Below are 12,838 nucleotides of genomic sequence, written 5' to 3' on the forward strand. Positions count from 1 at the left end.
TCGAACACCCGTTCGACCCATGGGCTATCGTGGGGCCATGGACCTCTCTCTCCAGGGTTCGCTCCTCGACCTCACCGACGCGATGACGCTGCGCGACGTCGGCACCGGGAAGACCCGCCACCACCTGGCCCACGGCGCGTGGGTCGACGTCCGTCCCGGCTGGCTCGCGGCCGGCGACGAGCTCTTCACGGCCCTGCTGCGTGACGTGCCGTGGCACGCCGAGCGCCGGCAGATGTACGACTCCGTCGTCGACGTCCCCCGGCTGACGAAGTTCTACGCCGGCGACGAGAGGCTACCCCACCCGATGCTCGTCGAGGCCCGCGACGCCCTGAGCCGTCACTACGCGCCCGAGCTCGGCGAACCGTTCGTCACGGCCGGCCTGTGCCTCTACCGCGACGGTCGCGACAGCGTCGCCTGGCACGGCGACCGCATCGGGCGCTCGCGCGACAGCGACACGATGATCGCGATCCTCTCGCTCGGTTCCGCACGCACACTCGCCCTCCGTCCCCGTGACGGTGGACCGATCCCCGGCTCGACGACAAAGAGCTTGCGCTATCCCCTGGGACATGGTGACCTCGTCGTGATGGGCGGCTCGTGCCAGCGGACGTGGGACCACTCGGTCCCCAAGACGTCCGAGCCGATGGGGCCGCGCATCTCGGTGCAGTTCCGTGTAGCCGGCGTTCGCTGACAGGAGACCCACGTATGCCGTCCAGCCGCTCAGGTGGCCCCCTTCCCTTCCTCGACCACCTCGCGGCCGACTCGGCCCGCTTCCGGACGGTGCTCGCGACGGCACCAGCCGACGCCCGGGTGCCGACGTGTCCCGACTGGAACGCCGACGACCTGCTGTGGCACCTCGGTGAGGTGCAGTGGTTCTGGGGCGAGATCGCCGAGCGCGGGCTCACCGACCCGGCCGACCTCGACGCGATGAACGCGACCCGTGAGCAGCGTCCGGGCGACCGCGCCGGGCTGCTCGCCTTCTTCGACCGCTCGAGCGAGCGGCTGCACCGGGTGCTCAGCGGCCTTCCGCCCGAGACGCCGCTCTGGATGTGGTCCGACGACAAGACCGCCGGCTACATCCGTCGGCGCCAGGCCCACGAGGCGATGGTGCACCGCGTCGACGCCGAGCTCACGGTCGGTGAGCGGAGCCCGCTCGACTGCCGGCTGGCCGCCGACGGCATCGACGAGGCCCTGCGGATCATGCGCGGCCACGAGCCCGAGCCCGACCTGACGCACGTGCCGGTCTCGGCGCCGGTGACGATCGCGACGGTCGATGCCATGCACGCGTGGACGGTCACCCCGGTGCGCGTCACCGGCACGTGGAACGGCGACGAGATCGACGTGCAGCGCTTCCTCGTCAGCGACGGACCGGACGATGCCGCGGCGGCCGAGATCAGCGGGTCCGCAGCCGACATCGACTGCTGGCTCTGGAACCGTCCTGTGGAGGGCGAGATCACGCGCGACGGCGACGCGGCAGCGCTGGCCGCGGTCGACGCCGTGCTCACCGACTCGATCGACTGACCCGGACGGCTCAGCCGGTGCGGCGCCCGAGGCGACCTGCTCGCCTCGGGCGAGGGAGCCAGGCGTGGACCATCGCGGCCAGGACGACGACGAGAGGGACGAACGCGAAGAGGTAGCGCGAGCGTCCCTGGAGCACGAGCGTGAAGGCCGCGATGCCGAGCAGCGAGGCGGCGACGAGCAGCGTCTCCCGCCGGTAGGGCGCGCGCAGCAGCCCGACGCCGGCCACGAGCAGCACGGCCAGCCACACTGCCTGGGTCACGTCGGCGCGCAGCTGGTAGCCCGACCCGTGGAAGCCGTTGAGGTCGTGGACGATCCCGGTCACGCCGGTCGCCGGCGCGAGCGTGCCGGGCAGCGAGTCGGGGCCTTCGCCCCACGCCCAGAACATCCCGTCGCCCCAGTTCCAGGCCGCCTTGCTGCCGTAGAAGGCGAGCGTGCCGCCGAGACCTCGCTCGGCCCACCGGTCTGCGAAGGCGCCTGCAGCATACGTCTTCATCTCGGCCTGGCTGCGGCCGGTCACCGCGTCGACCATCTCCCGTGAGAACGCGCCGTAGCTGACCACGCCGGTGGGCGAGTGCTGCTCGTCGGCGCCGAGCGCAACCCACCAGAGGATCGGGGGCGAGACCGCGGTGTCGATGCGCGCGGAGTCGACCCCGGAGGCCGCGGTGGCCGCGGCGCCGAGGCCCACGCCGAGGACGACGAACGCGAGGGCGGAGGCCGCGCAGGCGGCGATGACGCCCGCGCGCCGGGCCGGGAGGAGGTCGTGGTCGAAGATCGCCACGACCGCCGTCAGGACCGCCGCGATGGCGATGACGACCGGCGTGGTCTTGATGGAGTAGGCCACCGTGACCGACACGATCGCGAGCAGCCACAGGACGACTCGTCCCGTGCGCGGCCGCGGCGTCATGGCGCGGACGGCCAGGGCCACTCCCCCGACGACGAACGGCATCGCATAGAAGTCGGTGTAGGGCACCGCCAGCCACGGGCTCGTGCCGACGAGGACGAGGGTCGCGAGCTGGGCGCCGAGGGAAGGACCGCGACCCGCCACGCGCCCGACGAGGTCGTGGACGGCATACAGCGTCAGGCCCACGCAGATCCCGTTGAGCGGGATGAGGACGGCGTCGGGTGCGAGCGAGAACGCCTGTCCCACAGCGACGCCCATTCTGTCGATGGCGAGCAGCGGCAGGTTGTTGGGGTAGAGGGAGAGGTAGTCGTACTCGCCCTGGCTGAGCCGTCGCCCTGCTTGGAGGCTGCGTGCCATGTCCATGACGATCCGCGCGTCCCAGCCGTAGCGGTAGCGCGTCATGAGACCGACGAGCGTCGCGACGAGGCCTCCGCCGATCGCGATCACCACCGGCACCCAGCGCCGCTTCGCCCACGCAGGGACGCGGACGACCGCAGCGAGCAGCACCAGCCCGAGGGTGACGGGCACGACCACCTGCCAGCGGTGCTCGACGTTGACCGGTCGGGGCGCGACGAGTCCGACGACCGCGACCGCGACGAGCGAGACCCCGGCCAGTCGAAGCAGCGCTCGACCGACCGGGGACTCCATGGCGCCAGACGCTACCCCACGCGGGTGGGCGTCAGATCAGGCGTCCGACGAGGGGCTCGGAACGGCGTCGCGGTGGGCGCGGTTGACCGCCGAGACGATCGCCTTGATGGACGCCGTGACGATCGACGGGTCGACGCCGACACCCCAGAGGACGCGGTCGCCGACGGCGCACTCGACGTAGGCCGCGGCGCGCGCGTCGCCACCCGCGGAGAGGGCGTGCTCGGCGTAGTCGAGGACCCGGACGTCCGGGGTGCCCTCTACGGTCGAGAGCGCATCGACGAAGGCCGCGATGGGGCCGTTGCCCGTGCCGGTGACGGTCAGGGACTCGCCACCGTCGCGGACGGTCGCCTCGATCGTGCTCGCCCCGTCGACGGTCGAGTCGGTGACGACGTTGACGAGCTCGAAGCGGCCCCATGCCCGGCTCGGGTCGGGGAGGTACTCGTCCTGGAACTTCGCCCACAGGTCGGCTGGAGCGACCTCGCCGCCGTCCTGGTCGACACCGCGCTGGACGACACCGGAGAACTCGATCTGCAGCCGACGCGGCAGGTCCATCTGGTGCTCGGTCTTCATGATGTACGCGACGCCGCCCTTGCCGGACTGGCTGTTGACGCGGACGACGGCCTCGTAGGAGCGGCCGAGGTCGTGCGGGTCGATGGGGAGGTAGGGGACGCCCCAGACGAGGTCGTCGATCCCCGTGCCCTTCGCCTCGGCCTCGGACGCCATGGCCTCGAAGCCCTTCTTGATGGCGTCCTGGTGCGAGCCCGAGAAGGCCGTGAAGACGAGGTCGCCGCCGTAGGGGTGGCGCTCGCCCACGGGCAGCTGGTTGCAGTACTCGACGGTGCGGCGCACCTCGTCGATGTCGCTGAAGTCGATCTGCGGATCGACGCCCTGGCTGAAGAGGTTCATCCCGAGGGTGACGAGGCAGACGTTGCCGGTGCGCTCACCGTTGCCGAACAGGCAGCCCTCGATGCGGTCGGCGCCGGCGAGGTAGCCGAGCTCGGCCGCGGCCACGCCGGTGCCGCGGTCGTTGTGGGGGTGCAGGCTCACGACGATCGACTCTCGGCGCTCGAGGTGGCGGACCATCCACTCGATCGAGTCGGCGTAGACGTTGGGCGTCGCCATCTCGACGGTCGCCGGCAGGTTGACGATGATCTTGTGGTCGGGCGTCGGGTCGATGACGTCGACGACGGCGTTGCAGATCCGCATCGCGAAGTCGAGCTCGGTGCCGGTGTAGGACTCCGGTGAGTACTCGTAGTAGATCGTCGTGTCGGGGATCGTCTCCTCGAGCTTCTTGCACAGGCGCGCGGCCTGGACGGCGATGTCGATGATGCCGTCCTGGTCGAGGCCGAAGACGACCTTGCGCTGCAGCGCCGACGTCGAGTTGTAGAAGTGGACGATGGCCTGCTTGCTGCCCCGGATCGCGTCGTAGGTGCGCTCGATGAGGTGGTCGCGACACTGCGTCAGCACCTGGATCGTCACGTCGTCGGGGATGTGTCCGCCCTCGATGAGCTCACGGCAGAAGTCGAAGTCGGTCTGGCTCGCCGACGGGAAGCCGACCTCGATCTCCTTGTAGCCCATCTTCACGAGCAGCTGGAACATCCGGAGCTTCCGCTCGGAGTTCATCGGGTCGATGAGCGCCTGGTTGCCGTCGCGCAGGTCCACGGCGCACCAGCGCGGGGCCGACGCGATGCGTTTCGTCGGCCACGTGCGGTCCGGGAGCTCGAACGGGATCTGCTCGTGGAAGGGGACGTACTTCTGGAACGGCATTCCCGACGTCTGCTGGGGATGGATCATCGCGTCACTCTCTCGTCTGCGTTTCGCTCGGTGTCCGGCCGGACACGGGAAACTCCGCGACGAGGAGGGCCGGGGTCAGGCCTCGTCGCGGCAGAGAAGAAGGAGGCTCACCGCTCGCACCCGTTCACCGTATGCCGGTCGCTCCGCTCGCGTCCACCCCTCGGGACCGCTGCCCGGATCGTGAGACACGGGGCTGCTCAGGGAAGCGGCATGCCGTCCGGACCGGTGTTCGCCACGGTTCCGCGCGTGCCCGGCGGATCGGTGACGCCATAGCTGACGTCGTCGCGGTCAGAGCCCATCGCCGCCCATCCGAGCTCCACTCCGAGCGGAAGGGCGCCTCCTCCCGAGGCCCGTTGGTCCCGAGCCTCGCTGGGTCCCTTGCCGAGCGACCGCCAGACGCGCGCCTCGGACGCGACGATGTCGAGATCGGTCCATGCGTGAGCCTGCTCCGGCGTGAATCCTGCAGCGACCCAACGGTGCCGGACCGACGGGTCGATGCCCGAGGCATCGAAGGCACGTGCCTCAGCCGGGGTGAGGGTGGGATCGGCGAGAACCAGCTCCCGCGCCTCGCGCGCGCCGAAACCCGCATCGCTCCACCGCCGGGCCCGCTCGAGGTCATCTCCCTGCCACACAGCGACGTCGTCGACGGTGAGACCGGAATCGAGCCAGTGCGCCACGTCGCCCGGGTCTCGCTCGAGCAGGACCATGCCGAGCCGTTCGACATCGGCATCTGCAGGCAGCCCGGCCCGCCGCCAGTCGATGATGTGCCGGACCACGTGGGCACCCGGCTCCTCGCGCATCGCGATCACCTCGGCCCAGGCCCGGGCCTGCTCCAGGTCGAGCCCCGCGCCATCGCCCTCGAGAGGTGCCAGCAGGGTCTCCACGTGACGGGGACCCAGCCCCAGCCTGATCCAGTGCTCAGCGCCCCGCGGTCCACGCTCCGTCCCGATCCAGCTGCGCGCGGCGTCAGCCTGCCGTCCGGTCCACATGGCCCAGACCTCGTCCTCGGTACGCGACAGGAGGTCCTGAGCAGCCCGCATGTTCGCGAGGGAGTCCCAGCCGAACCCGTTCCGGTCACGGTGCTGGCCGATGACGAGCAGCAGGCTCGACAGCGGGATGGTCGCCCAGGGCGAGCGCAGCAGCCAGATACGGTCCCGGGGCGGGGGCGGGAGGTCGACGGACCGGGCCATCCGCGCGAGCATCCACCGCTGGTGGGCGTCACGTCCCGTCTCGGGGCCGAGCCGGGTCTCCTCGTCGTCGTAGGACATGAGTCCGAAGCACGGCATGCGGTCACGGACCCACCGACGGTGTTCTCTCGGCCAGATCGCCGGGAGCAGCGCCCACTCGAAGCCCATGAACCCGGCGGGCAACGGCTCCCAGCCCTCCGCAGCGAGGCTCGCGATCTCTGGCAGATCGGCCAGCCCTGGAAGCGTGAGCCGTTCGCCCGGGGCGAGCACCCGGTCCTCACCGATCTCGAGCATGGCCTCGATGTCAGCCAGGGCAGGAGGCAGCGGCTCGAGATCAGCCTCGGCCACCGCTGGTGCCTCGGCTCGACCCCACGGGTCGTCGTCCCTCACGCTGTCGCACCAGAGCCGGTGGTGTCCGCCTCGGTCGATTCCTCGCGGGCATCGGCGATCTGCTCCTCCGGACGCGGCGGCACCGTCTGGTCCTCCTCGAGGACCTCGAGCTCGTGGTCGTGCGCTGGCTGCTCGGACATGTCTGCCTCCTTGCCCGGAGTGTAGGGCGAGACGCTGACCTCAGGCGCCCTGGCAGACCATGAGCGCGTTGCCGTCAGGGTCCTCGAACTGCACGAAGACGACGACGCTGCCGACGTCCTCGACGTCCGAGGTGATCCTCACGCCGAGCGCCTTCGGGGTCTGCCCGTCCGTCGGGATGTCGTAGATCGTGCCGTCGTGGGAGGTCACGTCGGTCTCGAAACCGAGCACGGCGGCATACCACCGGATGGCAGCGGCCATGTCGCGGACCGGGAAGAAGACCTGACCGACGCGGCGCTGGATGGGGCTGCTCATCGCGGCAGGCTGGAGGACCGGGCCACGAACGAGAAACCCGTTGCGTTGCAGTGCCCGTCGCAGGTCAGAAGCCGAGGCGCTGGAGCTGCTTGGGGTCGCGTTGCCAGTCCTTGGCCACCTTGACGTGGAGGTCGAGGTAGACCTTCTGCCCGAGGAGCGCCTCGATGCCCTTGCGGGCGTTCGTGCCGACCTCGCGCAGCCGGGAGCCGCCGCGTCCGATGACGATGGCCTTCTGGCTGGGGCGCTCGACGAAGACGTTGACGCGCACGTCGAGCAGCGGCTTGTCGTCGGGCCGCCCCTCGCGCTGCACCATCTCCTCGACGACGACGGCGAGCGAGTGCGGCAGCTCGTCGCGCACGCCCTCGAGCGCAGCCTCCCGCACGAGCTCGGCGATCATGACCATCTCGGGCTCGTCCGTGAGCATTCCGTCGGGGTAGAGCTGCGGCGAGCGCGGCAGGAAGGACGCGAGGACGTCGCGCACCTCCTCGACCTGGCTCCCGGAGACGGCGGAGCACGGGATGATCGCGTCCCACTCCCCCAGCTGGTCGATGGCGATGAGGTGCTCCGCGAGCCGTTCGCGGTCGACGGCGTCGGCCTTCGTGGCGATGGCGACGACCGGACGGCGCCGGACCGAACGCAGCTCGGCGAGCTCGTGGGCGATGAAGGTGTCGCCGGGGCCGATGCGCTGGTCGGCCGGCAGGCAGAAGCCGATGACGTCGACCTCGAGGAGCGTCTCGCGGACGAGGTCGTTGAGGCGCTGGCCGAGGAGGGTCCGCGGCTTGTGGAGACCGGGGGTGTCGACGAGGATCAGCTGGGCCGTCGCGGTCGTGGTGACGCCCCGGATCGTGTGACGGGTCGTCTGCGGTTTCGAGCTCGTGATCGCGACCTTCTGGCCCACGAGCGCGTTGGTCAGCGTCGACTTGCCCGCGTTGGGCCGCCCCACGAGGCAGGCGAAGCCCGCCCGGTAGTCGGCGGACCGGTCGGTCGTCCCCGAGGCCGCGGTGTCGCCGTGCGTCGGGTCAGCGTCCTGGGTGCCCATGGGCGTCCTCCGTCTCGGTGTACGCGGCGTCGTCCTCCGGCACCGAGGCCCGGTGCACGATGACCGACGCGACGCGGTGGCGGCGTCCGGCCATGCGTTCGGCCGTCAGCTCCAGCCCAGCGACCGTACCGGACGACCCGACGATCGGGACCCGGCCGATCACCTTGGTGAGGAGTCCGCCGACGGTGTCGACGTCCTCCTCGTCGATGCTGACGTCGAAGAGCTCGGCGAGATCGTCGATGTCCATCGACGCCGGCACCCGCAGGGTGCCGTCCTCGAGCTGCTCGATGCCGGGCGCCTCGCGGTCGTGCTCGTCGGCGATCTCGCCGACGATCTCCTCGATGATGTCCTCGATCGTGATGAGGCCGGCGGTGCCGCCGTACTCGTCGACGACGATGGCGAAGTGGTTCTGGTCGCGCTGCATCTCGCGCAGCAGGTCGTCGACCGGCTTGCTCTCGGGCACGAAGTGCATGGGCCGCATGACCTCGGTGGCGGGGTGGCGGCCGTCCTCGGGGGCGGCGTTGAGCCGACGGGCGACGTCCTTGAAGTAGAGCAGGCCCCGGACGTCGTCGCTGTCCTCGCCGACGACCGGGATCCGGGAGAAGCCCGAGCGGAGGAAGAGCGACATCGCGCTGCGCAGCGTCTTGTCCGCGTCGAGGACGACCATGTCGGTGCGCGGCACCATCACCGCGCGGGCGAGGGTGTCGCCGAGCTCGAAGACCGAGTGGATCATCTCGCGCTCGTCGGCCTCGATGACGTCGGAGTCACCGGCCATGTCGACGAGGTCGCGCAGCTCGGACTCGGTCTGGAAGGGGCCGTCGGTGTAGCCCTTGCCGGGCGTGACCGCGTTGCCGAGGACGACGAGGAGCTTGGCCACCGGCCCGAGCACGCGGCGCAGGCCGACGGCGAAGGGGGCGCTCCACAGCGCGACGGTGTCGTAGTTCTGCCGTCCGAGGGTGCGCGGCGAGACGCCGACGACGACGAACGACACGACGGCCATGATCGTGATGCTGATGAGGGCGCGGCTCCACGTCGACTCGAAGCGCCCGGCGACGGCCAGGGTGACGAGCACCGCCGCGGTGGCCTCGGCGACGACGCGCAGGAACGCGATGACCGAGAGGTATGCCGGTGAGTCGCCGACCACGGTCATCAGCGACTTGGCGCCCGACCGACCTTCGTCGAACAGCTCCTGGGCGCGCACGCGGGACATGCGGAAGATGGCGGCCTCGGCGGCCGACAGCAGGAACGCCACGACGATGCTGATGAGGGCCGGGAGCGCGAACTGCGGGAACATCTCGGTCTCTCGTCCGCGGTCAGGCGCTCGGGCGGTTGCGCGTGGCGAGGAAGGTGAGCAGCAGCTGACGTTGCAGCTCGAACATCTCGCGTTCCTCGTCCGGCTCGGCGTGGTCGTAGCCGAGCAGGTGGAGGATGCCGTGCGTCGTGAGCAGCAGCATCTCCTCCATCGGCGCGTGACCGGCATCGAGCGCCTGCTTCGTCGCCACGGACGGGCAGAGCACGATGTCGCCGAGGGTGCCCTCCTCGGGCTCCTGGCCCTCGCGACCCGGTCGCAGCTCGTCCATCGGGAAGCTCATGACATCGGTGGGCCCGGGCAGGTCCATCCACTGCACGTGGAGGACCTCCATGGCGTCCTCGTCGACGAGCTTGATGCAGAGGTCGGCCTGCGCGTGGACCCGCATCTGCTCCATGACGTAGGCGGCGCAGGCCAGCAACTCGAGCTCGTCGACATCGCGGTCGGTCTCGTTGAGGACGTCGATGCTCACGCGCCGGCCTCCGTGGCGTCACGGCGTCCGCCGTGGTCGTCGCGGTCGTCGCGGTGGTCGCGCCCGTGGTCGTCGCGGTCGGCTCCCCGGTCCGGGGAACGGTCGGAGTTCCGCCGCGACCCACGGTGGTCACGGTGGTCGCCCGATGCGGCCCGGGACCGGGCCCGACGCTCGGCACGCACCTCGTCGCGCTCGTAGGCGTCGACGATGGCGCTGACGAGGCGGTGGCGCACGACGTCGTGCGAGGTCAGCTCGGCGAAATGGACGTCCTCGACGCCCTCGAGGATGTCGCGCACGACCCGCAGACCCGACCGGGTGCCACCCGGGAGGTCGACCTGGGTGATGTCGCCCGTCACGACCATCTTCGAGCCGAAGCCGAGACGCGTGAGGAACATCTTCATCTGCTCGCTCGAGGTGTTCTGGGCCTCGTCGAGGATGATGAACGCGTCGTTGAGCGTGCGACCGCGCATGTACGCGAGCGGGGCCACCTCGATCGTGCCGGACGCCATCAGCCGCGGGATCGTCTCGGGCGAGACCATGTCGTGCAGCGCGTCGTAGAGCGGGCGCAGGTAGGGGTCGATCTTGTCGTTGAGCGTGCCGGGCAGGAAGCCGAGACGCTCGCCGGCCTCGACGGCGGGGCGGGTCAGGATGATGCGGTTGACCTGCTTGGCCTGCAGCGCCGCGACCGCCTTGGCCATCGCGAGGTAGGTCTTGCCGGTGCCGGCGGGGCCGATGCCGAAGACGACGGTGTGCTCGTCGATCGCGTCGACGTAGCGCTTCTGGTTCAGCGTCTTCGGACGGATCGTGCGACCGCGGCTGCTGACGATGTTCATCGTCAGCACGTCGGCCGGGCGCTCGGCCGTCTGCCCGCGCAGCATCGAGATCGACCGCTCGACGGCGTCGCGGTTGAGCGGCTGGCCGGTCGAGACGATCGTCAGCAGCTCGTCGACGAGGGTGTCGATGATCTCGAGCTCACCGGCGGGTCCCGCGAAGGTCATCTCGTTGCCGCGCACGTGGGTGTCGACGAGCGGGAACTGGCGCTCCATGGTGCGCAGCAGCTCGTCGCGGGGACCGAGAAGAGTCACCATGTCGATCGGCGGCGGGATCTGCCGGGTCAGCACCGGCGTGTCACTGCCGCTCTCGGCTCCCACGGGGAGCTGCGTGCCGTCAGGGGCGTCAGGGCCGTCGCTGTCGGATGGTCGAGGTTGCGCGTCATTCATCGTGGTCACGAGTCTACGTGTCGCGGCCCGAGCTCCTCACCACGAATTCCGCAAGGTCCTTGCTCTGCTGCACGCGTGACGGCTCGTGGACGTACATCATGTGGCCGGCCTCGTAGTAGGCGTGCTCGACGTTCGCGAGCCGGTCGGCAGGAAGCTGCAGGTGGGCCACCACGTCCTCCGCTGCGAAGTGCGGCGTGGCGCCGTCGTAGTAGCCGTAGGCGATGTGGACCTTGAGGTGCGGGTTCTGGCGCATCGCGCGCTCGAGCTTCGGGGACACGTCGATGGGCCGCCCCTCGAAGTCCTTGAACGACCACGGGTGCACGAGACGCGAGATCTGCTCGTAGTGCAGGTCGCTGACGTAGCCGAGCTCGTCGCGGACGTAGTGGTTCCAGGCCGCGGCGTAGGGGCCGGCGATGGCGTCGTGAGACGGGTCGGCGTCCATGTTCTCGGCGATGGCGGCGGCGGCCGGTCCCGTGAACCGGGCGTCGAGCCGCCCCACGGAGAGGCGCTCGTCGCGCAGCAGCTCGGTGAAGTAGCGCCAGTGCTCGATGCGCAGGTCGGCGCGGTCGACGTAGTCCTCGGTCAGCCCCGAGAGCCGGGCCAGGGTCGAGACCGCCTCGGCGCGCTCGGCCTTCGTCAGCCGGTGGCCACGAGAGAGCACCCACGGGTAGTCGCGGGCGGCATACGCCTCGGCCTCGTCGAGGACGGACCGCAGCGAGCGGCGGCCGTGCTTGCCGTGGAAGTGGGCCACGGCGGCATACGTCGGCAGGTAGAGCGCGTGCGCGCGGTCGTTGCGCTGGTTCTCGAAGTCGACCGAGCTGAGGTCGAGGACGCTGCTGATGAGGACGAGCCCGTTGAGGTACATGCCGTAGCGGGACTGGAGGTGCTCGGCGAGCGCCGCGCCGCGGAGGGTGCCGTAGGACTCCCCCGCGACGAACTTGGGCGACATCCAGCGGCCGTTGCGCGAGGTCCAGAGCCGGATCAGCTCGCCGACGGACTCGATGTCCTTCTGGTAGCCGTGGTAGTCCCCCGGCTTGCCGCCCTCGACCGCGCGTGAGTAGCCGGTCGACATGGGGTCGATGAAGACGAGGTCGCTGACCGCGAGGAGCGACTCGGGGTTGTCGACGAGGTCGTACGGGGGCGGCTGGAGGGCGCCCACGTCGCCGCTGACGACGCGGCGCGGACCGAGCAGGCCGAGGTGCAGCCAGACGCTCGAGCTGCCGGGACCACCGTTGAAGGCGAAGGTGACCGGACGCGTGCGCGCATCGGCGTCGTCGAGGACGTAGCTCGTCATCGACAGCTCCGCGCGCGCCTTGTGGCCGCCGAAGGTGCCGTCCTTGTGCTCCTCCTCGCGGAGCACGACCCGCCCTGTCGTCGCGGTGTAGCGCAGCCGACGCCGGCCGATCTTGAGCGTGTGGTGAGTCGTCACGAGGTCGTCGACGGGGTCGACCGGCTTCGCCTCGGCGGCATCGGTCTTCGGCTTCTCGGCCGCCGATCCCGTTGTCGCGTCGGGCTTCTCGTCGATGGTGGAGGTCTCGTCGCTCACACCATCCTCCCCTCGGTGAAGGCCGCGCCGGCGAGCAGGTGGACGTGTGCGTGGAAGACGGTCTGGCCGGCGCCGCTGCCGGTGTTGACGATCATCCGGTGGGCGTCGGTCACGCCCTCCTGCTCCGCGACGCGGGCCGCGAGCCGGAAGACGTCGGTGAGGTCGTCACCGGACGCCGCCGCCAGGGCACCCACCGTCGGCTCGTGGCGCCTCGGCACGACGAGGACGTGGATCGGCGCGGCGGGGCTGATGTCGCGGAAGGCGATCGACCGCTCGCTCTCGGCGACCCGGTCGGACGGGATCTCACCGGCGACGATCTTGCAGAAGAGGCAGTCACTGGGGGTCTGCGAGGTCATGACTG

13 protein-coding genes are annotated in these 12,838 nt (G+C 70.5%); 2 read left to right on the forward strand and 11 right to left on the reverse strand.

What is annotated here, in order from left to right:
• Window positions 1–37: 37 nt before the first annotated feature.
• Complete coding sequence (locus ASH01_RS19670; RefSeq protein WP_056780102.1) at window positions 38–688, forward strand: alpha-ketoglutarate-dependent dioxygenase AlkB; 651 nt, start codon at window positions 38–40, stop codon at window positions 686–688.
• Window positions 689–702: 14 nt separating this feature from the next.
• Complete coding sequence (locus ASH01_RS19675; RefSeq protein WP_056780105.1) at window positions 703–1,518, forward strand: maleylpyruvate isomerase family mycothiol-dependent enzyme; 816 nt, start codon at window positions 703–705, stop codon at window positions 1,516–1,518.
• 10 nt (window positions 1,519–1,528) lie between these two features.
• Here the strand turns inward: ASH01_RS19675 and ASH01_RS19680 are convergent, their stop codons facing one another.
• The 11 genes from ASH01_RS19680 to ASH01_RS19725 form a co-directional block, all read right to left on the reverse strand.
• The gene (locus ASH01_RS19680) at window positions 1,529–3,067 is read right to left on the reverse strand and encodes a hypothetical protein (RefSeq protein ID WP_056780109.1); all 1,539 of its coding nucleotides are present in this window, start codon (window positions 3,065–3,067) and stop codon (window positions 1,529–1,531) included.
• A 36-nt stretch (window positions 3,068–3,103) separates the two neighbouring features.
• Window positions 3,104–4,861 carry a 2-isopropylmalate synthase gene (gene leuA / locus ASH01_RS19685; protein WP_056780111.1) on the reverse strand — a complete coding sequence of 586 codons (1,758 nt, stop codon included), beginning with the start codon at window positions 4,859–4,861 and terminating at the stop codon, window positions 3,104–3,106.
• Window positions 4,862–5,058: 197 nt separating this feature from the next.
• On the reverse strand, window positions 5,059–6,396 hold the full coding sequence (locus ASH01_RS19690) for a hypothetical protein (protein WP_056780114.1): 1,338 nt from the start codon (window positions 6,394–6,396) through the stop codon (window positions 5,059–5,061).
• A gap of 38 nt (window positions 6,397–6,434) precedes the next feature.
• Complete coding sequence (locus ASH01_RS23490) at window positions 6,435–6,578, reverse strand: hypothetical protein (RefSeq protein WP_200959037.1); 144 nt, start codon at window positions 6,576–6,578, stop codon at window positions 6,435–6,437.
• 40 nt (window positions 6,579–6,618) lie between these two features.
• Window positions 6,619–6,891 carry a VOC family protein gene (locus ASH01_RS19695; RefSeq protein ID WP_056780116.1) on the reverse strand — a complete coding sequence of 91 codons (273 nt, stop codon included), beginning with the start codon at window positions 6,889–6,891 and terminating at the stop codon, window positions 6,619–6,621.
• Between the two features lie 64 nt (window positions 6,892–6,955).
• The gene (gene era / locus ASH01_RS19700; RefSeq protein ID WP_056780119.1) at window positions 6,956–7,930 is read right to left on the reverse strand and encodes a GTPase Era; all 975 of its coding nucleotides are present in this window, start codon (window positions 7,928–7,930) and stop codon (window positions 6,956–6,958) included.
• Window positions 7,911–9,224, reverse strand: coding sequence for a hemolysin family protein (locus tag ASH01_RS19705; RefSeq protein WP_056780121.1), 1,314 nt, complete (start codon window positions 9,222–9,224; stop codon window positions 7,911–7,913). Before ASH01_RS19705 ends, era begins: the two co-directional genes overlap by 20 nt.
• A gap of 19 nt (window positions 9,225–9,243) precedes the next feature.
• Window positions 9,244–9,711 carry an rRNA maturation RNase YbeY gene (gene ybeY / locus ASH01_RS19710; protein ID WP_056780123.1) on the reverse strand — a complete coding sequence of 156 codons (468 nt, stop codon included), beginning with the start codon at window positions 9,709–9,711 and terminating at the stop codon, window positions 9,244–9,246.
• The gene (locus ASH01_RS19715) at window positions 9,708–10,931 is read right to left on the reverse strand and encodes a PhoH family protein (RefSeq protein WP_056780353.1); all 1,224 of its coding nucleotides are present in this window, start codon (window positions 10,929–10,931) and stop codon (window positions 9,708–9,710) included. Before ASH01_RS19715 ends, ybeY begins: the two co-directional genes overlap by 4 nt.
• Before the next feature lie 13 nt (window positions 10,932–10,944).
• Window positions 10,945–12,477 (reverse strand): S10 family peptidase, encoded by a 1,533-nt coding sequence (locus ASH01_RS19720; protein WP_200961834.1) that lies wholly within the window; start codon window positions 12,475–12,477, stop codon window positions 10,945–10,947.
• Window positions 12,474–12,833: a histidine triad nucleotide-binding protein gene (locus ASH01_RS19725; RefSeq protein ID WP_056780126.1), complete on the reverse strand. Its 360-nt coding sequence runs from the start codon at window positions 12,831–12,833 to the stop codon at window positions 12,474–12,476. Before ASH01_RS19725 ends, ASH01_RS19720 begins: the two co-directional genes overlap by 4 nt.
• Between the last annotated feature and the right edge of the window lie 5 nt (window positions 12,834–12,838).

The sequence above is a fragment of the Terrabacter sp. Soil811 genome (assembly GCF_001429655.1).
GTDB lineage: Bacteria > Actinomycetota > Actinomycetes > Actinomycetales > Dermatophilaceae > Terrabacter.

Coding starts and splice junctions, on each gene's coding strand:
- ASH01_RS19670 (WP_056780102.1), top strand. CDS start 38: ATGGACCTCTCTCTCCAGGGTTCGCTCCTCGACCTCACCGACGCGATG.
- ASH01_RS19675 (WP_056780105.1), top strand. CDS start 703: ATGCCGTCCAGCCGCTCAGGTGGCCCCCTTCCCTTCCTCGACCACCTC.
- ASH01_RS19680 (WP_056780109.1), bottom strand. CDS start 3,067: ATGGAGTCCCCGGTCGGTCGAGCGCTGCTTCGACTGGCCGGGGTCTCG.
- leuA (WP_056780111.1), bottom strand. CDS start 4,861: ATGATCCATCCCCAGCAGACGTCGGGAATGCCGTTCCAGAAGTACGTC.
- ASH01_RS23490 (WP_200959037.1), bottom strand. CDS start 6,578: ATGTCCGAGCAGCCAGCGCACGACCACGAGCTCGAGGTCCTCGAGGAG.
- ASH01_RS19695 (WP_056780116.1), bottom strand. CDS start 6,891: ATGAGCAGCCCCATCCAGCGCCGCGTCGGTCAGGTCTTCTTCCCGGTC.
- era (WP_056780119.1), bottom strand. CDS start 7,930: ATGGGCACCCAGGACGCTGACCCGACGCACGGCGACACCGCGGCCTCG.
- ASH01_RS19705 (WP_056780121.1), bottom strand. CDS start 9,224: ATGTTCCCGCAGTTCGCGCTCCCGGCCCTCATCAGCATCGTCGTGGCG.
- ASH01_RS19715 (WP_056780353.1), bottom strand. CDS start 10,931: ATGAATGACGCGCAACCTCGACCATCCGACAGCGACGGCCCTGACGCC.
- ASH01_RS19725 (WP_056780126.1), bottom strand. CDS start 12,833: ATGACCTCGCAGACCCCCAGTGACTGCCTCTTCTGCAAGATCGTCGCC.